Below are 18,301 nucleotides of genomic sequence, written 5' to 3' on the forward strand. Positions count from 1 at the left end.
CATGCGCCCGCGCACACCTATTTTTCTGTCCATGAGCGTTATCTCTACCCCCGTCGACATCAATCGCAAGCATCTGGAAGCGGCCCGCCAACAGATTGAGCAAGGCAATCTGAAGAAAGCCGCACAGACCCTGAACAAGGCCCAGCGCCAGATGCCGAACGACGCACGCGTCTTCATGTTGGCGGCGCTGATGGCGGAGAAAGCCGGCAATCACGCCAAAGCCGAAGAGACATTCGAACGCTGCCTCGAACTGGCGCCCATGTGGGGACCAGGCCTGCTGGAAACCGCGCTCTATCGGGCTCGTCGCAGCCAATTCGATTCTGCTCTGGAACTCGCTGAGAAAGTGGCGCGCATCGAGCCTGGAAATCCGCAGGTACTGGCAGGCGTGGTGGACATCGCCCACCGCGCCGGTCATACCGCAATGGCCGTGGAGCACCTGCGCAGAGGCTTGGAGCTATTTCCCGGCGACACCATGCTGCGCCAGTATCTGGCCAACGATCTGAGCAGCCTGCAGCAACACGCCGAGGCAGGGCAGATCTGGGACGCCCTGGTACAGGAGCAGCCCGAGCAGCCGTCACTGCGCATTGGCCGAATCAAGGCCTGCATCGCACGCGGCGAGCCTGCTGCGGCACAGCCTGACATCCGCATGCTGCAGGAACGATCCCCCGAGGATGCCACGCTGATCTACTACGCAGCCCTGGCCCGGGGCGAAACCCCGGCACACCAGCCTGTTGAGATGCACAGGCCCTTGTTCGACGGAATGGCCGAGCAATACGATATGCACATGGTGCGTGGCCTCGGCTACCAGCTGCCCAAACGCGTCGCAGAACAGTTGGTCGCGCGCAATCCAGAAAAGGACTTTAACCTGCTGGACCTGGGCTGTGGCACAGGCCTGCTGGGTGTCTGTCTGGGCTCCATGCAGGGCTTCCTGATCGGCGTGGACAGTTCCGTGAAAATGATCGAACAGGCGGCACGGCACGGCATCTATGACCGTTTCCACAACGTGAGCCTGCTGGATGCCCTGCGCGACACTCCGGACAGCGAGTATGACGTGATCACCTGCCTCGATGTACTGATCTACGTTGGCGATGCAGCTACGGTCATCCCCAATTCGGCGCGCATTCTGAAGACGGGTGGCGAATTCATCTTCTCCTGCGAAACTGCGCCAGAAGACGGCCCCGACCTGGTGCTGCAAAACAGCCAACGCTACGCCCACAAGCGCAGCCATATCGAAGCACTGTGCAAGCAAGCGGGCTTCAGCGTATCGACCGAGGAACTGGTGCTGCGGCAGGAAGGCGGGCAACCGGTTCAGGGCTTCGTCGTGACCGCAACCAAGACCGCTGCCTGACAGTTCTCATCAAGCCCACGCCACCTCGTGCGTGGGCGCACCACCGTCCCCGACAAGGCTATCGCGCGCCCAGCGCGAGCTTCTGGGCACGTGCAGCAGCAGAAACTCCATCTGGTCCGCCAGAATCCGCCGGTTGCGCAGAATGAAGTCTTCCCAGAGGCTGGGTACATAGGGCGTGTAGAGCAGGGGCATGCGCGCCTGTTCAGGCGTGCGGGCGCCCTTGCGGTGGTTACAGGAACGGCAGGCAGTCACCAGATTCATCCAGTGATGGCCGCCGCCTGCGGAGATGGGCACGATGTGTTCGCGCGTGAGGTCGTTTTCGTGGAAGACCCGGCCGCAGTAGGCGCAGATGCAGCGGTCGCGTGCGAACAGCTTGCCGTTGGTCAGGCCCGGCTGCAGGCTGTGCGGATTGATGGAGGGCGCACCGCGCGTGCCGATGATGCTGTTGATGTGGATGACCGACTGGCAGCCCGTGACGGCATTGTGGCCACCGCGGAAACAGGCGACTTCCCCGCCGGACTCCCAGCGCACATCGTCCGCCGCGTAATGCAGCGCCGCCTGCTCCAGCGTAATCCAGGATTGGGGCAGCCCTTGGGCCGACAGCTTCAAGACCTTCACGACACGCCTCCTCTGACACCAAGGTGAACGGGAATGCAGCCAGTGCACAGGGCCTGCAAGGCAGGCCTTATCGAGGCAATATACTCTGTTTCCGTGTCGGATTGACAGCCTGCGCTGGCTGCGCGCGTGCCAGCCGCTATTGAAAACAAAGCGTCCCATGAAGATTTTTCGAGGCTTCAACCATCCAGGGCGAGAACCGGCCTGCGCCGTCACCATCGGCAATTTCGATGGTGTTCACAGGGGTCACCAGGCCATGCTGGCCCTGCTGTCGGCTGAAGCTGCCCAGCGTGGCGTGCCCACCTGCGTGCTGACCTTCGAGCCCCATCCGCGCGACTACTTCGCCCAGGCCCTGGGCCGGCCCGAGATCGCGCCGGCGCGCATAGGCACGCTGCGCGACAAGCTGTCGGAGCTGCAGCGCTGCGGCGTGGACCAGACCGTGGTGCTGCCCTTCAACCGGGCGCTGGCCAGCCAGGCGCCCCAGGCCTTCATCGATGAGGTGCTGGTGGCCGGCCTGGGCGCGAAATACGTGCTGGTCGGCGACGATTTCCGCTTCGGCGCCCAGCGCGCGGGCGACTACGCCATGCTGGACACGGCAGGCCAGCGCCAGGGCTTTGACGTGGCCCGCATGAACAGCTACGAAGTGCATGGCCTGCGCGTGTCCAGCACCCATGTGCGCTGCGCCCTGGCCGAGGGGCGCATGCAGGATGCGGCGCGGCTGCTGGGTCATCCCTACACCATCTCCGGCCATGTGGTCCACGGGCGCAAGCTGGGCCGCAGCCTGGCCGAAAGCCGCCAGGGCGCGGGCGACGGCTTTCGAACGCTGAACCTGCGCTTCAACCATTGGAAGCCCGCGGCCAGCGGCATCTTCGCGGTACTGGTCCACGGACTGCATGAGCGTCCTCTGCGCGGCGTGGCCAACCTCGGTGTGCGCCCTTCCCTGGACCCGACGGATGTCAACGGCGGGCGCGTCCTGCTGGAAACCCACTGCCTCGATTGGCCCGGCGCGCCGGGAGGCGAAGAGGCCTACGGTAAAATCATCCGCGTGGAACTTCTGCACAAACTGCACGACGAGCTGAAGTACGACAGTCTCGACGCCCTCACCGCCGGCATCGCCAAGGACTGCGATGACGCACGCGCGTTCTTCGCCACCATCCACACACCCATCTACACCGAGACCCGTCGCCAGACCACGCGCGACCGAATTTGACGATCTCCGTCACCTGCCCGGGCGCGGGTGCGCACCAGGCTTCCTCCCCTTTTTCCCGTGCCTGGACCAGACGGTCCGGGCTCTGGCCTGCTTTCAAGGTTCTCCATGTCTGATTCGAAAGTCTCTCCCAACGCCAATGCGGGCTATCGCGCCACGCTGAACATGCCCGACACGCCCTTCCCCATGCGCGGCGATCTGCCCAAGCGCGAGCCGGGCTGGGTCCAGGAATGGGAGGACAAGGGCATCTACAAGAAGCTGCGCGATGCGCGCCACGGTGCGCCCAAGTTCATCCTGCACGACGGCCCGCCCTACGCCAACGGCAAGATCCACATCGGCCATGCGGTGAACAAGGCGCTCAAGGACATGATCGTCAAGAGCCGCCAGCTCGAGGGCTTCGACGCCATGTACGTGCCGGGCTGGGACTGCCACGGCCTGCCCATCGAGAACGCCATCGAAAAGCTGCATGGCCGCAATCTGCCGCGCGACGAGATGCAGGCCAAGAGCCGTGCATTCGCCACCGAGCAGATCGCCCAGCAGATGGTGGACTTCAAGCGCCTGGGCGTGCTCGGCGACTGGGACCATCCCTACAAGACCATGAACTACGCCAACGAGGCCGCCGAGCTGCGCGCCTTGAAGCGTGTCATGGAGCGCGGCTTCGTCTACCGCGGCCTCAAGCCGGTGTACTGGTGCTTTGACTGCGGCTCCTCGCTGGCCGAGTTCGAGATCGAGTACGCCGACAAGCAAAGCCAGACGCTGGACGTGATGTTCCCCACGGCCGAGCCCGACAGGCTGGCGGCCGCCTTCGGCCTGACCTCGCTGGCCAAGCCCGCCTTCATCGTCATCTGGACGACGACGGCCTGGACCATCCCCGCCAACCAGGCGCTCAACGTCAACCCCGAGCTGGAATACAGCCTGGTGGATACCGAGCGCGGCCTGCTGATCGTGGCCTCCGCCCTGGTCGACAAATGCCTGGCACGCTGGAAGCTCGAAGGCCAGGTCCTTGCCACCGCCGTGGGAAGGAAGCTGGACCACCTGCAGTTCAAGCACCCGCTGGCCCACGTGGACAAGGGCTTTGACCGCGTCTCGCCCGTGTTCCTGGCCGACTACGCCACGGCCGATGACGGCACCGGCATCGTGCACTCGGCCCCCGCCTACGGCGTGGACGACTTCAACAGCTGCATGAACAACGGCATGACGCGCGATGACATCCTGAGCCCCGTGCAGGGCAACGGCGTCTACGCACCCGAGCTGCCGCTGTTCGGCGGCCAGCACATCTGGAAGGCCGTCCCCGTCATCATCGATGCGCTCAAGCTGGGCGACCGCCTGCTGGATACCACGACCATCACCCACAGCTACCCGCACTGCTGGCGCCACAAGACGCCGGTGATCTACCGCGCCGCCGCCCAGTGGTTCATCCGCATGGATGAGGGCGAGGGAGTGTTCACCAAGCCCGGTGACAAGCCCGCGCAGACGCTGCGCCAGATCGCGCTGGAAGCCATCGAGCACACCCAGTTCTACCCGGAGAACGGCAAGACCCGCCTGCGCGACATGATCGCCGGCCGGCCCGACTGGTGCATCTCGCGCCAGCGCAGCTGGGGCGTGCCCCTGCCCTTCTTCCTGCACAAGGACAGCGGCGAACTGCATCCGCGCACCATGGAGATCATCGACCAGGCCGCCGCCATGGTCGAGCAAGGCGGCATCGAGGCCTGGAGCCGCGTGACGGCCGAGGACATCCTGGGCGCCGAGGAAGCCGTGCACTACACCAAGAGCACCGACATCCTCGAAGTCTGGTTCGACTCCGGCTCCACCTTCTGGCATGTGATGCGCGGCACGCACGCCGACATGCACCACGACCAGGGCCCCGAGGCCGACCTTTACCTGGAAGGCCATGACCAGCACCGCGGCTGGTTCCATTCGTCGCTGCTGCTGGCCTCGGCCATCTTCGGGCGCGCGCCCTACCGCGGCCTGCTGACCCACGGCTTCACCGTGGACGGCCAGGGCAAGAAGATGTCCAAGTCGCTGGGCAACACCGTCGCCCCGCAGGACGTGAGCAACAAGATGGGCGCCGAGATCATCCGCCTGTGGGTGGCCTCGACCGACTACTCGGGCGACCTGGGCATCGACGACAAGATCCTGGCCCGCGTGGTGGACGCCTACCGCCGCATCCGCAACACGCTGCGCTTCCTGCTGGCCAACGTCAGCGACTTCGACGCGGCGAAAGACTCGGTTGCCACCGAAGATCTGCTGGAAATCGACCGCTGGGCCCTGGCCCGCGCGGCCCAGTTCCAGGCCGAGCTGCTGGCCCACTACAAGGTCTACGAATTCCACCCCGTGGTGGCCAAGCTGCAGCTGTTCTGCTCGGAAGACCTGGGCGGCTTCTACCTGGACGTGCTCAAGGACCGCCTGTACACCAGCGCGCCCAAGAGCCTGGCCCGCCGCAGCGCCCAGACCGCGCTGCACCAGATCACGCACGCCATGCTGCGCTGGATGGCGCCCTTCCTGTCCTTCACGGCCGAAGAGGCCTGGAAGGTCTTCGGCGACAGCGAGTCCATCTTCCTGGAGACCTACACCGACCTGCCGGCCGGCGACGAGGCCCTGCTGGCCAAGTGGGCCCGCCTGCGCGAGATCCGCGACGTGGTGAACAAGGACATCGAGGCCGTGCGCACCGAAGGCCGGGTCGGCTCCTCGCTGCAGGCCGAAGTCCGTGTCTCGGCGCAGCCCGAAGACCTGGCCCTGCTGCAAAGCCTGGGCGACGACCTGAAGTTCGTCTTCATCACCTCGGCCGCCGAGGCCCTGGCGGGCGAGACGCTGCAGGCCGCCGTCACACCCAGCAGCCATGCCAAGTGCGACCGCTGCTGGCACTACCGTGCCGACGTGGGCATCAACCCCGAGCACCCCAGCCTGTGCGGCCGTTGCGACAGCAACCTGCACGGTGCCGGCGAAGAGCGCCGCAAGGCGTAATCCCACCGAGGCGCTGCCATGACCCCTAGCTTTGCCGCAGTCCCCGAATCCCGCAGCCGCCGCATCTGGCCCTGGCTGGCCTGGTCGCTGGCGATCATCGCCATCGACCAGCTCACCAAGCAGTGGATCCTTGATGCCTACCAGCTGGGCGACTGGACGCCGATCACGGGCTTTTTCAATATCGTGCGGGCCCACAACACGGGGGCGGCCTTCTCGTTTCTGGCTGGAGCCGGTGGCTGGCAGCGCTGGCTGTTCGTGGGCATCGGCGCGGCGGCCACGCTGCTCATCGTCTGGCAGTTGCGCAAGCATCCGGGGCAGAAGCTGTTTTGCTTCTCGCTGGCCAGCATCCTGGGCGGTGCCATCGGCAACGTGGTGGACCGCCTGCAGCACGGCTACGTGGTGGACTTCCTGGACTTCTACTGGGGCCGTTCGCACTTTCCGGCCTTCAATGCGGCCGACATCGCCATCAGCGTGGGCGCGGCCCTGCTGATCCTGGACGAGGTGCTGCGCGCACGGCGGGCCAAGGGCGCCTGATCCCTGCCGCAACCGGAGCCGCCGCCGCCAGCCCCTCTTGCGAGGGGCTTTTTCATTGAGGGGGCCACCGGCTGCATGCCGGCGGGTTTTCCTCGGGTTTTCCTGAGTGCGTTTTGGGTCAACCGAAATTCTTTTCGATTCGTTTTATTTCTACAATTTTCCTTATTTCGCACCAAACTGTGCGCTCATGCGGCCGACTCTCCTGCGCGCAAGCCGGGACCGGGGTTATATTGGTCCGCTTCTCCGCTCACAGCACATGAAGCACTTACTCAATCTACTGGCCGCCATCGCCCTGCTGGTCTGGGGCACGCACATGGTCCGCACCGGCGTGCTGCGGGTGTTCGGCGCCAACCTGCGCAACCTGCTCGCCCACAGCATGAGCAACCGCTTCTCGGCCGCGCTGTCCGGCCTGGGCGTGACTGCGCTGGTGCAGTCGAGCACGGCGACCTCGCTGATGACCTCGGCCTTCGTGGGCCAGGGCCTGATCTCGCTGCCGGCCGCGCTGGCCGTGATGCGCGGCGCCGACGTGGGCACGGCGCTGATGGCCGTGCTGTTCTCCACCGACCTGTCCTGGCTGTCGCCGCTGTTCATCTTTGTCGGCGTGGTGCTGTTCATCACGCGCCAGGACACCACGGCCGGGCGCATAGGCCGCGTGCTCATCGGGCTGGGCGTGATGCTGCTGGCCCTGCGCCTGGTGGTCGATGCCACCGAGCCGCTGCTGGAAGCCCCCGCCGTGCGCACCCTGCTGGCCTCTGTCACCAGCGACATCTTCATGGAGCTGCTGCTGGGTGCGCTGCTGGCCGTGATGGCCTATTCCAGCCTGGCCATCGTGCTGCTGATCGCGGCCATGGCCAGCTCGGGCGCGATTCCCATGGAAGTGGCGCTGGGCCTGACGCTGGGCGCCAACATCGGCAGCGGCCTGGTGGCCGTGCTGACCACGGCCAAGTCCAGCGTGGAAGTGCGCCAGGTCACCATCGGCAACATGCTGTTCAAGATCATGGGTGTGGCCATCGTGGCGCCCTTCCTGGGGCTGTGGGCCACCTATGTGATGCCGCTGATCGACGGCAAGGGCCAGAACATCGTGCTGTTCCACCTGGCCTTCAACATCTTCAACAGCCTGTGCTTCATCGGCCTGACGCAGACCGTGGCGCGCTGGGTGACGGCCCTGCTGCCCAAGCCCGAGGCCAGTTCCACCAGCCTGCTGCGCCCGCGCCACCTGGACCCGTCGGCGCTGAGCACGCCGTCGCTGGCCATTTCCTGCGCCGCGCGCGAGGCCCTGCACCAGGCCGACATGGTCGAGTCCATGCTGATCGGCATGCAGCGCGTGCTGGAGACAGACGACCTCAAGCTGTCCCAGGAGCTGCGCGAGCTTGAAGGCACGGTGGACGACCTGTACTCGGCCATCAAGTACTACATGACCAAGATCTCGCGCGCCGAACTGGATGAGCGCGAGGGCCAGCGCTGGACGGAAATCATCAGCTTCACCATCAACATGGAGCAGATCGGGGACATCATCGAGCGCGTGCTGCTGGACATCGAGGACAAGAAGATCAAGAAGGGCCGCCAGTTCTCCGAGGCCGGCACGCAGGAGATCCGCGAGCTGCTGCACCACCTGCTGGACAATCTGCGCCTGGCCATGAGCGTCTTTCTCAACGGCAATGTGCGCGAGGCCCAGAAGCTGCTGGAGGAAAAGGCGCGCTTTCGCGATCTGGAACTGGCCTACTCGGCCACCCACCTGGCCCGCCTGTCCGACAACACCGTCTCCAGCATAGAGACCAGCTCGCTGCACATCGACCTCATCAGCGACCTCAAGCGCATCAACTCGCTGCTGTGCTCTGTGGCCTATCCCATCCTGGAATCGGCCGGCGCCCTGGCGCCCAGCCGGCTCAAGGAATCGGCGCTGGACAAGGCGGCGCGCTGAGGCGCCGCAAGCCTTGCCCGGTCACCAGCCCAGCCAGGCCGCCAGCACCTGGGCGGCCTCGGGCGTGAAGCGGTCCTGCAGCAGCCATTGCACGAGCTGGTCGCGCTCTATCAGTGCAAAGGCCTGCACCTCGCCATCCTGGTTGCTGGGCTCCAGCGCAGCCGGCACGGTGGCGCTGAACCAGTCGATGCGTTCGCGCATGAAGCCACGGCCCTCGGCCTCGTCGCTGGGGCGCTCGAACAGTACGTGGCCGCCATGGCGCAGGCCCTGCAGCTCGCCCACGCGCAGGCCGGCCTCTTCCCAGGTTTCACGCTGCACGGCTTGTTCCAGGGTATCGTGCGCGGCCACCATGCCGCCCATCAGCGTGTCCCACATGCCGGGGTTGGTGGGCTTGCTGTCGGCGCGCTGCTGCACCCAGATGCGGCCGTCGGCCGTCTCGCCCACCAGGTGCACGGCCAGGGTGGCAATGCCCAGCGGACGCACGGCGCCACGCTCCACGGTGCCAATGCGCTGACCCTGCACGTTGCACACGGCCAGTTGCTCATCGCGCCAGGGGCCGCTGTGGCCGCAGGCTCGCAGCACGCGTGCCAGGGCGTTGAGCAGGGCCGTGGCATCACCTTCGCCCTGCAGGTGCCAGTGGCCGGCCTGCTGCCGCAGCGCCACGCCATGGGCCTGCATCACCCCGTCCGGCAACTGCGCAGCCAGCCCATCTTCCAGCGAACCGATTTCCTCTGCCGCCACCTGAAGCGGCCGGCGCGGCTGCAGCGCAGGCTGGCGGGTTGCGGCGCGCACCCGGTTCAGCCATGCCTGCACGCCTGGGTCGGCTGGGCTCTTTTCCCCGTTCATGGCAGCAAGATGGTGGAGCCCGTGGTCCTGCGTGCCTCCAGGTCCAGATGGGCCTGGCGCACTTCAGCCAGCGGATAGCGCTGGTCGATGTGGATCTTCACGGCACCGCTTTCCACCACGGCGAACAAATCGTCGGCCATGGCCTGGGTGGCCTCGCGGCTGGTGATGTGGGAGAACAGGGTCTGGCGCGTCACATACAACGACTTGGCGGCCAGCACGGCGGGTGCGAAAGGCGCCACGGGACCGGATGCGTTGCCGAAGCTGACCATCAGCCCAAAGCGCCGCAGGCAGGCCAGCGAGCCTTCCCAGGTGTCCTTGCCCACGCTGTCGTAAACCACCTTCACGCCCTGGCCGCCCGTGATTTCCTGCACGCGTTCGGCGAAGTTCTCGCTGCGGTAGTTGATGGCATGGGCCGCGCCGTTGGCCAGGGCCAGCGCGCACTTCTCGTCCGAGCCTGCCGTGGCGATGAGCTGCAGGCCCATGGCCCTGGCCCATTGGCAGGCAATCAGGCCCACGCCACCGGCCGCCGCATGGAACAGCACGGCATCACCCGGTGCCAGGCCCTCCACCGGAATGCATTTCTTGAGCAGGTACTGGGCCGTCAGGCCCTTGAGCATCATGGCGGCAGCCGTCTCGAACGCGATGGCGTCGGGCAGGCGGCACACGCACATGGCGGGCATGACACGCACTTCGCTGTAGCTGCCCGGCGGATTGCTGGCATAGGCCACGCGGTCGCCCACGCCCAGGTGCTGCACGCCCTCTCCCACGGCCTCGACCACGCCTGCGCCCTCCATGCCCAGGCTCAAGGGCATGGGCAGCGAGTACAGGCCCGAACGCTGGTAGACATCGATGAAGTTCAGGCCCACCGCATGGTGGCGTATGCGCACCTGGCCCGGCCCGGGCTCGCCCACGGCGACCTGCACCAGCTCCAGGACTTCGGGGCCGCCGTTGTGGCGGATCTGCACTGCAATACCCATGGGATGCACTCCTGCAAAAAACCAACAAGAGCGGCATCGTGCCATGTTTCGGGAGGCCACGCGCAAGACGCTGCACCGGGCCCGCACAGGACTGGCGCAAGGCCGGCAAAGAGCGTTCGCAGCACCTATAGTGGCGGGCCTATGAGCCACACGAGCCCGCCGCTGAAGCTGTCCACCGCCGCCATCCTGACGCTGCCGCCCCTGCTGTGGGCCGGCAACGCCATCGTGGGTCGCCTGGTCCATGACCTGATCTCGCCGTTTGCGCTGAACTTCCTGCGCTGGGCCATTGCCTTTGTCCTGCTTGTGCCGCTGGCAGGATGGGCACTGGGCCGCAGCAGCGGCACCTGGAGCCACTGGCGGCAGTTCGCCGTGCTGGGCCTGCTGGGCATCGGCTGCTACAACGCGCTGCTGTATCTGGCGCTCAAGACCTCGACGCCGCTGAACGTCACCCTGGTCAGCTCCAGCATGCCGGTGTGGATGCTGGCCCTGGGCCGTATCGTCTGGGGCATTCCCGTCAGCCGGCGCCAACTGCTGGGCGCACTGCTGTCGATGCTGGGCGTGGCCGTGGTGCTGTCGCGCGGAGATCCCGAGCTGCTGCTGCATCTGCAGCTCGTGCCCGGCGATCTGTTCATGGTGCTGGCCACCATGGTCTGGGCCCTCTACACCTGGCTGCTGTCCAAGGCGCAAGTCCCGCAGCGGCTGCGCTCGGACTGGGCAGGCTTTTTGCTGGCCCAGATGGTCTTCGGCCTGGTCTGGTCCGGCCTGTTCACGGGCGGCGAGATGGCCATGGGCCAGTTCCACATTCAGTGGGGCTGGCCTCTGGGCGGGGCACTGCTGTTCATCGCCCTGGGCCCGGCCATCCTGGCCTACCGTTTCTGGGGGCTGGGCGTGCAGCGCAGCAGCCCGGCCGTGGCGGGCTTTTTCGGCAATCTGATCCCGCTGTTCACCGCCCTGCTGTCGATCGCGCTGCTGGGCGAAGCGCCGCGCCTGTACCACGGCCTGGCGTTCGTACTCATCGTGGGCGGCATCATGGTGTCTTCGCGCCGGGGATAGCCTTGGGCAGGCCGTGTGCCGCGGTGCGCACGGGCACCTTGGCCAGCAGCTGTTCGAACGCGCGGATGGGAACGGGCGGGCTGAACAGATAGCCCTGGAAGTACTCGCAGCCGTAGTGCGCCAGCAGGGCGCGCTGCTCCAGCGTTTCCACGCCTTCGGCGATCACATCCAGGTTGAGGTTGCGAGCCATGCCGATGATGGTCTGCACGATCACATCGTCGGTATGGCGCATGCCCAGGTGGCGCACGAAGGACTGGTCGATCTTGAGCTGGTTCAGCGGCAGCTGGGTGAGGTAGGTCAGCGAGGAATGGCCGGTGCCGAAGTCGTCCATGGAAAAGCACACGCCATGGCTGCGCAGCTGCTTCATCTTGGCGATGGACTCCTGCACGTTCTCGATCACCAGCGACTCGGTCAGCTCCAGCTTGAGCAGATGGGGGGCGATGCCTGCGCTGCGCACCTGCTCGATGACCTGGGAGGCAAAGTCCTGGTGGCGGAACTGGCGGGCACTGACATTCACGGCCACCTGCAGATGGCGCAGCCGCGCATCCTTTTGCCAGGCAGCCAGCTGCTCGCAGGCCGTGCGCACCACCCACATGCCCAGCGGCACGATGATCTCGCTTTCCTCAGCCACGGCGATGAACATGCCGGGCGGCACCAGGCCGCGCTCGGGGTGGCGCCAGCGCAGCAGGGCTTCGGCACCGATGACCTCGCCTGCCAGCGTGAACTGGGGCTGGTAGTGCAGCTCGAACTGGGACTGCGCCAGGGCCTGGCGCAGGTCGCCCTCCATGCGCACGCGCTGGTGGATCTCCACCTGCATCTGCGGATCGAAGAAGCACAGGCCGCTGCCGTTGCGCGCCTTGATCTGGTACATGGCGATGTCCGCCTGCTTGAGCAGCTCGGCCGCCGACTGCGGCTGGCGGCCGAACAGCGTGGCGCCAATGCTGCAGGCGCTGCGGTGCAGGTGGGCACCCAGCACATAGGACTGGTTGAGCCGCGCCAGGATCTTCTCGCCAATGCGCTGGGCCAGCGTGGCCGCCTCGGCAGGCTCGTGCGACAGCTCGCAGAGCATGACCACGAATTCATCGCCCCCCAGGCGCGCCACCGTGTCCGAAGAGCGCACGGCGCTGCGCAGCCGGTGCGCCACCTGCTGCAGCAGCTGGTCGCCCACTTCATGGCCCAGCGTGTCGTTGAGCATCTTGAACTGGTCCAGGTCCAGGAACAGCAGCGCCCCGGTCCAGCCTTCGCGCGCAGCCAGCACCGTGGCCTGGGCCAGGCGGTCCAGCAGCAGGCGGCGATTGGGCAGGCTGGTCAGCGGATCGTAGAAGGCCAGGCTTTCGATCTCGGCCGTGGCCAGCCGGATATCGGTGACATCGTTGTAGGTGATGACCACGCCGCCCTCGGCAGCCGGGCGCGCCGTCATCTGCACGAAACGGCCGCTGGCCAGTTGCTGCTCCATGGGGACGCCAGGACGCAGCACCAGTTGCCGGTGCAGGTCCTTCGCCTCATCGATCTGCTCCGGCGCCGCCACCAGACCCACGGCGCTGGGGCTGGCATCCAGCAGGGATTGCAGGGGCCGGCCGGGCTCCAGCTGATCCGCATGCCATGGAAACATCTCCTCGTAGCAGCGATTCCAGCGCAACACGCGCTGCTGTGAATCCAGCAGCAAAAAGCCGCTGACCATGCTGTCCAGCGCCTGGTCCAGCCATTGCTCGGAGCGCTGTGCCTGACGGCGCGCGGCATGCAGGCGATCCATGTAGCGGTGGACCGTCCAGCCCAGTATGGCCAGCAGCACGCCGAAGATCATCACGGCCAGCACCATCAGCCAAGCCGCCACACGCCAGCCCGCCAGCACGGAGGACATGGGCAGGCTGGCCGTGACCCACAGATTGCCCTTGGGCAGCGGATGCGCGGCCACCAGGGCGGGCACGCGGCTCAGGCGTGCGGCCATGGGCATGACGCCGCTGGACGCCAACTGCGATGTCGCCGGCAGCAACCGCGCAGCCGAGGCCTCGCCGTAGGGGGGCATGGACAGCAGCAGCTCGCCGCTGCCCTGCTCCAGCGTGACTTCCAGTCCGTCCAGCACGCCGCCCTGGGCCAGCACCGCGCCCAGCGCCGCCACCGGCACCTGCATCAGCACATAGCCACCCTGCTGCGCACGGCTCAGCGGGCGCACCAGATAGAGCATGCGCTCGCCGCCCGGCGGCTGCGGCGCCACGGAGGGCGGGCTGGCCAGCAATTCTGAGCGGCTTTGGGCCGCAAGGCGCTCCCAGGCCTGGGCCGGCAGATCAATGGCCGGGCCATCGCCCGAAGCCGCCAGCTCGCGGCCCTTGGAGTCGTGCACGGAGGCGCGGCGCGCCAGCGTGTTCTGCCGCTCCATGGCGTGCAGCATCTCCTGCAGTTGCGGCTGCGAGGCCGATGCGGGATCGCGCGAACCCAGCCATTCATCCACCCCCATGGCCAGTGCGTCCAGGGATTCAAGGCTGCGGCTGATGGCCGCCTCGGTACCGAGCACAAAGCGCACCAGGCGCAGCGATGCCTCTTCCTGCGCGGTGGTGCGCATGCCGCTGAGCAGCCAGACGACGGCGGCCGCCAGGGCCACCGTCAGCAGCACGAGCATCAGGCCCAGGGTATGGCGCATGCCTGGGGGACTGAGCGCAGCCGCCGGGCGCGCGGAGGGGCCTGCAATCGCCTGCGACCAGTCCGTCTGGTGGGACAGTTCGCTCATCTCCCGGCTCCCTGCATGGCATGCGACATGGGCAGGCTGCGGCGAGGCCGCTGGCCGCGATGCAGGGCCGGGGTTTTCAAGACCGCCCCTGTCCGCCGCCCGTTTGCAACTGCGCGGCCATGCCTGGCACTGTCCGGGGCTTGCATGCTCCGGAGGCGGTCATGGTCGCAGTGCCCTGGCGCATCAGAAGGTTCCTGCGTACAGGCCGCCGTCGGGCAGGATGTTCTGGCCCGTCATGTAGCCTGCGTGGGCGCTGCACAGGAAGGCGCAGATGGCGCCGAATTCCTCGGGCGTGCCGAAGCGGCGCGCCGGCACCTGGGATTGCTGCACCAGGCGCACATCGTCCAGGCTCTTGCCGCTCTTGTTGGCGGCGGCCGTGAAGGTGGTGCGCAGGCGGTCGGTGTCGAACTTGCCGGGCAGCAGGTTGTTGATGGTAACGCCCTTGGCCGCGATGCCGCTGCGCGCCAGGCCCGCCACAAAGCCCGTGAGGCCGCTGCGCGCGCCGTTGGACAGGCCCAGGATGTCGATGGGCGCCTTCACGGCGCTGGACGTGATGTTGACGATGCGGCCGAAGCCGCGTGCCGCCATGCCGTCCACCGTGGCCTTGATCAGCTCGATGGGCGTGAGCATGTTGGCGTCCACGGCCTTGAGCCAGGCCGCGCGGTCCCAGTCACGGAAATCGCCGGGAGGCGGGCCGCCCGCATTGGTGATGACGATATCGAAATCCACGCCCGGGCCGCCGGCGGCCGACAGCACGGCGGCACGGCCTTCCTCGGTGGTGATGTCGGCGGCAACGGCCAGCACCTTCACCTGCGGCGCGAGGGCCGCAAGGCTGGCCGCGGCCTCCTGCAGGGCCTCGGGATTGCGCGCATTGATCACCAGGTTCACACCCTCTTGCGCCAGCGCCTTGGCACAGCCAAAGCCCAGGCCCTTGCTGGCGCCACATACCAGGGCCCACTTGCCCGCGATTCCCAGATCCATGTCTCACTCCTGAACAAACACAACCTTGCTCGATCCTTGCAGAACGGCAGCGCACATTGTGCGCGAGGCTTCGACGCTTTCACGCCAAACGTGAGAAAACGTGAACTCGCCGGCGCACCGGCGAGCCCCTGGCGCTGCCTTCAATGCGCGCCGCCGCCGTGCTGGCCACGGAACAGCCTGTGGTGCAGCCTGCGCAAGGACCACCACACACCCAGCGCCACCACGGGAATGGCGACGGCGGCCGTGCTCTCCGGCGACCAGGGCCAGCCCAGGGCCTTGGCGCCCTTGGCCAGATAGCTGATCAGGCCCGTAAAGTAGTAGGTGATGGCGGCCACGGACAGGCCTTCCACCGTGGACTGCAGCTTGAGCTGCATGTCCTGGCGCTGGTTCATGGCGCCCAGCAGTTGCTGGCTGCTTTGCTGCTGCTCGATCTCCACGCGCGTGCGCAGCAGGCTGCTGACGCGCGAGACGCGCTCGGACAGCGCGTTCTGCCGCCGCGCCGCCCATTCGCAGGTGCTGCGCGCCGGCGTCAGGCGCCGGTCCATGAACTCGCGGATGGTCTGTATGCCGTCGATGCGTGATTCCTGGATGTCCTGAATGCGCTTGTCCACCAGCTCGAAATAGGCAGCACTGGCGGAAAAGCGCGAGTGCGTGGTGGCGTACTCGCTCTCCACCTGCCCGGCCAGGCGCGTGAGCCGGTCCAGCAGCGCCGGCTCGGCATCGCGGTCCGCCAGGCGGATGGAATGGGCCAGGGCCGCCAGGTCCCGCTCGGCCGTGGCCAGAACGGCAGCGGCCTGGCGGGCGGCAGGCAGGCCCAGCAAGGCCGCCATGCGGTAGGTCTCGATCTCCAGCAGGCGCTGCACCAGCCGCCCCAGGCGGCGCGGCGACAGCGATTCGCCGGCCAGCAGCAGCATGCGCGAGAAGCCATCGGCATGGATGGCGAAGTCCGTGTAGACCTTGCCCGCATCGCCGGCCACGCGTGCGCCCACCAGCGTGTCTTCCTGCAGCAGGTGGCGCACCAGGTGCGGCTCGTTGATCGCCTGTTCCTGCAAGGCCCACAGGTGCAGGCCGCTCAGGCACTGGCCAGGCAATGCAGCCAGCCAGTCGCGCGGCACGTAGTCGATGGCGGCCTCGGGCTCGCGCACATCGTCCATGCCGGCCTGCGACATGGGCTTGCTGAAGGTCCAGCAGACGAATTCCGTGTGCAGCTCCCAGCGCAGGTGAAAGGCGCCCAGATCGATGAGCACATGCGTGGTCGCCGCATCGGGCGGGGGCAGGTGGTGGTTGCGCAGCAGGGTGGCCACATGGGCGCGGCTGGCCTCGCGCTGGGCCGCATCGGTGAGCATCACCACGTGGGTGATGGCCAGCGGCGCCTGCATTTCCTCGGCGGGACGCGCATGGATCTCGTTGTGCAGCAGCACGCGCAGCGGGTGCTGGGATGACAGAAGTGGGGACATCGTGACCTCGAAAGACTGCGCGCTATTGTGCAGGCACGGGCGCTGCGTCCTCCTGCCATCCGGGATCAACAGCTTTCACGTGCATTTCTCGTCGACGCAAAAAAAAAGGCCCCGAAGGGCCGTCAAGCAACATGGTTGCAGCGCTGAGGCGATCAATCCTCGACGAATGCTTCTTCGCGCTTGTTCTTCACTGCGGGCATCAGCACCACCACCAGCAGCACCACGGCGGCGAGCAGCAGGCCGGCCGAGATCGGACGGGTCACGAACACGCTCCAGTCGCCACGCGACAGCAGCAGCGCACGGCGCAGGTTTTCTTCCATCATCGGGCCCAGGATGAAGCCCAGCAGCAAGGGAGCCGGTTCGGTGCCCAGCTTGTGGAACACATAGCCCACGAAGCCGAAGATACCCACCATCCACACGTCCCAGGTGTTGTTGTTGGTACCGTACACGCCGATCGCGCAGAACAGCACGATGGACGGGAACAGCCAGCGGTAGGGCACGGTCAGCAGCTTGATCCAGACGCCGATCAGCGGCAGGTTCAGGACGATCAGCATCAGGTTGCCGATCCACATCGAGGCGATCAGGCCCCAGAACAGCTCGGGGTTGCTGGTCATCACCTGCGGGCCCGGCTGGATGTTGTGGATGGTCATCGCGCCCACCATCAGCGCCATCACGGCGTTGGGCGGAATGCCCAGCGTCAGCAGCGGGATGAAGGAGGTCTGCGAACCTGCGTTGTTGGCCGACTCGGGCGCGCACACGCCACGGATGTTGCCTTGGCCGAAGGGGACTTCGCCCGGCTTGAGCTTGGTCTTCTTCTCGATGGTGTAGGCAGCAAAGGCCGACAGCATGGCACCGCCACCGGGCAGGATACCCAGGGCAGAACCCAGGGCCGTGCCGCGCAGCATGGCAGGCAGCATGCGCTTGAAGTCCTCGGCGGTGGGCATCAGGCCCGTCACCTTGGCTGCGAACACTTCGCGCTCGTCCTCGGGCTTGGACAGGTTGGCAATGATTTCGCCGTAGCCGAACACGCCCATGGCGATCACGACGAAGTCGATACCGTCGGTCAGTTCGGGAATGTCGAAGCTGTAGCGGGCCACACCGGAGTTCACGTCGGTACCGACCATGCCCAGCAGCAGGCCCAGCACGATCATCGCAATGGCCTTGAGCAGCGAGCCCGAAGCCAGCACCACGGCGCCGATCAGGCCCAGGGTCATCAGCGAGAAGTACTCGGCAGGGCCGAACTTGAAGGCCACTTCCGTCAGCGGAGGCGCGAAGGCGGCCAGGATCACGGTGCCCACGCAGCCTGCGAAGAACGAGCCGAGTCCTGCGGCAGCGAGAGCGGGTCCCGCTCGCCCCTTTCTGGCCATCTGGTAGCCGTCGATCACGGTCACCACGGACGAGGATTCACCCGGCAGGTTCACCAAAATGGCGGTGGTCGAGCCACCGTACTGCGCACCGTAGTAGATACCGGCCAGCATGATCAGCGCCGCCACCGGAGGCAGGGCGTAGGTCGCTGGCAGCAGCATGGCGATCGTTGCCACGGGGCCGATGCCTGGAAGCACGCCGATGAGCGTACCGAGCAGACAGCCGACGAAGCAGTAGATCAGGTTCTGGAAAGTGAAGGCGACGCCGAAGCCGGTCGCCAGGTTCTGAAAAAGTTCCACGGACGATGC

The 18,301-nt window shown here is 66.6% G+C and carries 13 protein-coding genes; 6 read left to right on the top strand and 7 right to left on the bottom strand.

The genetic code is table 11. The features are described 5' to 3' along the window. Nucleotide 1: 1 nt before the first annotated feature. Entirely contained in the window at nt 2-1,348 is a 1,347-nt protein-coding gene (locus ACN20X_RS25490; RefSeq protein ID WP_016451093.1) for a methyltransferase domain-containing protein, read from the top strand. A gap of 9 nt (nt 1,349-1,357) precedes the next feature. On the opposite strand, the gene ACN20X_RS25495 is transcribed toward ACN20X_RS25490, so the two are convergent. Then, the gene (locus tag ACN20X_RS25495; protein WP_016445747.1) at nt 1,358-1,966 is read right to left on the bottom strand and encodes an HNH endonuclease; all 609 of its coding nucleotides are present in this window, start codon (nt 1,964-1,966) and stop codon (nt 1,358-1,360) included. Between the two features lie 157 nt (nt 1,967-2,123). Here ACN20X_RS25495 and ACN20X_RS25500 point away from each other — a divergent pair, with 157 nt between their 5' ends. From ACN20X_RS25500 to ACN20X_RS25515, 4 genes are all read left to right on the top strand, one after another. Further along, nucleotides 2,124-3,173, top strand: coding sequence for a bifunctional riboflavin kinase/FAD synthetase (locus ACN20X_RS25500; RefSeq protein ID WP_034347642.1), 1,050 nt, complete (start codon nt 2,124-2,126; stop codon nt 3,171-3,173). A gap of 105 nt (nt 3,174-3,278) precedes the next feature. Continuing rightward, the gene (gene ileS / locus ACN20X_RS25505) at nt 3,279-6,134 is read left to right on the top strand and encodes an isoleucine--tRNA ligase (RefSeq protein WP_016445745.1); all 2,856 of its coding nucleotides are present in this window, start codon (nt 3,279-3,281) and stop codon (nt 6,132-6,134) included. Between the two features lie 18 nt (nt 6,135-6,152). Next, nucleotides 6,153-6,668: a signal peptidase II gene (lspA, locus tag ACN20X_RS25510; protein WP_016445744.1), complete on the top strand. Its 516-nt coding sequence runs from the start codon at nt 6,153-6,155 to the stop codon at nt 6,666-6,668. A 256-nt stretch (nt 6,669-6,924) separates the two neighbouring features. After that, nucleotides 6,925-8,589, top strand: a complete 1,665-nt coding sequence (locus ACN20X_RS25515; protein WP_016445743.1) for a Na/Pi cotransporter family protein — start codon at nt 6,925-6,927, stop codon at nt 8,587-8,589. A gap of 21 nt (nt 8,590-8,610) precedes the next feature. On the opposite strand, the gene ACN20X_RS25520 is transcribed toward ACN20X_RS25515, so the two are convergent. Both ACN20X_RS25520 and ACN20X_RS25525 read right to left on the bottom strand, forming a co-directional pair. Then, nucleotides 8,611-9,435: an NUDIX hydrolase gene (locus ACN20X_RS25520; protein ID WP_016451091.1), complete on the bottom strand. Its 825-nt coding sequence runs from the start codon at nt 9,433-9,435 to the stop codon at nt 8,611-8,613. Then, nucleotides 9,432-10,412, bottom strand: a complete 981-nt coding sequence (locus ACN20X_RS25525) for a quinone oxidoreductase family protein (RefSeq protein WP_016445741.1) — start codon at nt 10,410-10,412, stop codon at nt 9,432-9,434. The genes ACN20X_RS25520 and ACN20X_RS25525 overlap by 4 nt, the downstream gene beginning before the upstream one ends. Before the next feature lie 141 nt (nt 10,413-10,553). Here ACN20X_RS25525 and ACN20X_RS25530 point away from each other — a divergent pair, with 141 nt between their 5' ends. Then, nucleotides 10,554-11,465, top strand: coding sequence for a DMT family transporter (locus tag ACN20X_RS25530; RefSeq protein WP_016445740.1), 912 nt, complete (start codon nt 10,554-10,556; stop codon nt 11,463-11,465). On the opposite strand, the gene ACN20X_RS25535 is transcribed toward ACN20X_RS25530, so the two are convergent. The 4 genes from ACN20X_RS25535 to ACN20X_RS25550 form a co-directional block, all read right to left on the bottom strand. Beyond that, nucleotides 11,440-14,190 (bottom strand): bifunctional diguanylate cyclase/phosphodiesterase, encoded by a 2,751-nt coding sequence (locus ACN20X_RS25535; RefSeq protein ID WP_016445739.1) that lies wholly within the window; start codon nt 14,188-14,190, stop codon nt 11,440-11,442. The two genes, ACN20X_RS25530 and ACN20X_RS25535, sit on opposite strands and share 26 nt — an antisense overlap. A gap of 183 nt (nt 14,191-14,373) precedes the next feature. Beyond that, a complete protein-coding gene (locus ACN20X_RS25540; RefSeq protein WP_016451090.1) occupies nt 14,374-15,171 on the bottom strand; it encodes an SDR family oxidoreductase in 798 nt (265 codons plus the stop codon). A 140-nt stretch (nt 15,172-15,311) separates the two neighbouring features. Beyond that, nucleotides 15,312-16,628: a DUF3422 family protein gene (locus tag ACN20X_RS25545; protein ID WP_016445737.1), complete on the bottom strand. Its 1,317-nt coding sequence runs from the start codon at nt 16,626-16,628 to the stop codon at nt 15,312-15,314. A 152-nt stretch (nt 16,629-16,780) separates the two neighbouring features. Further along, entirely contained in the window at nt 16,781-18,292 is a 1,512-nt protein-coding gene (locus ACN20X_RS25550) for a tripartite tricarboxylate transporter permease (protein ID WP_016445736.1), read from the bottom strand. Between the last annotated feature and the right edge of the window lie 9 nt (nt 18,293-18,301).

Source organism: Delftia sp. PX-1 (genome assembly GCF_055797465.1).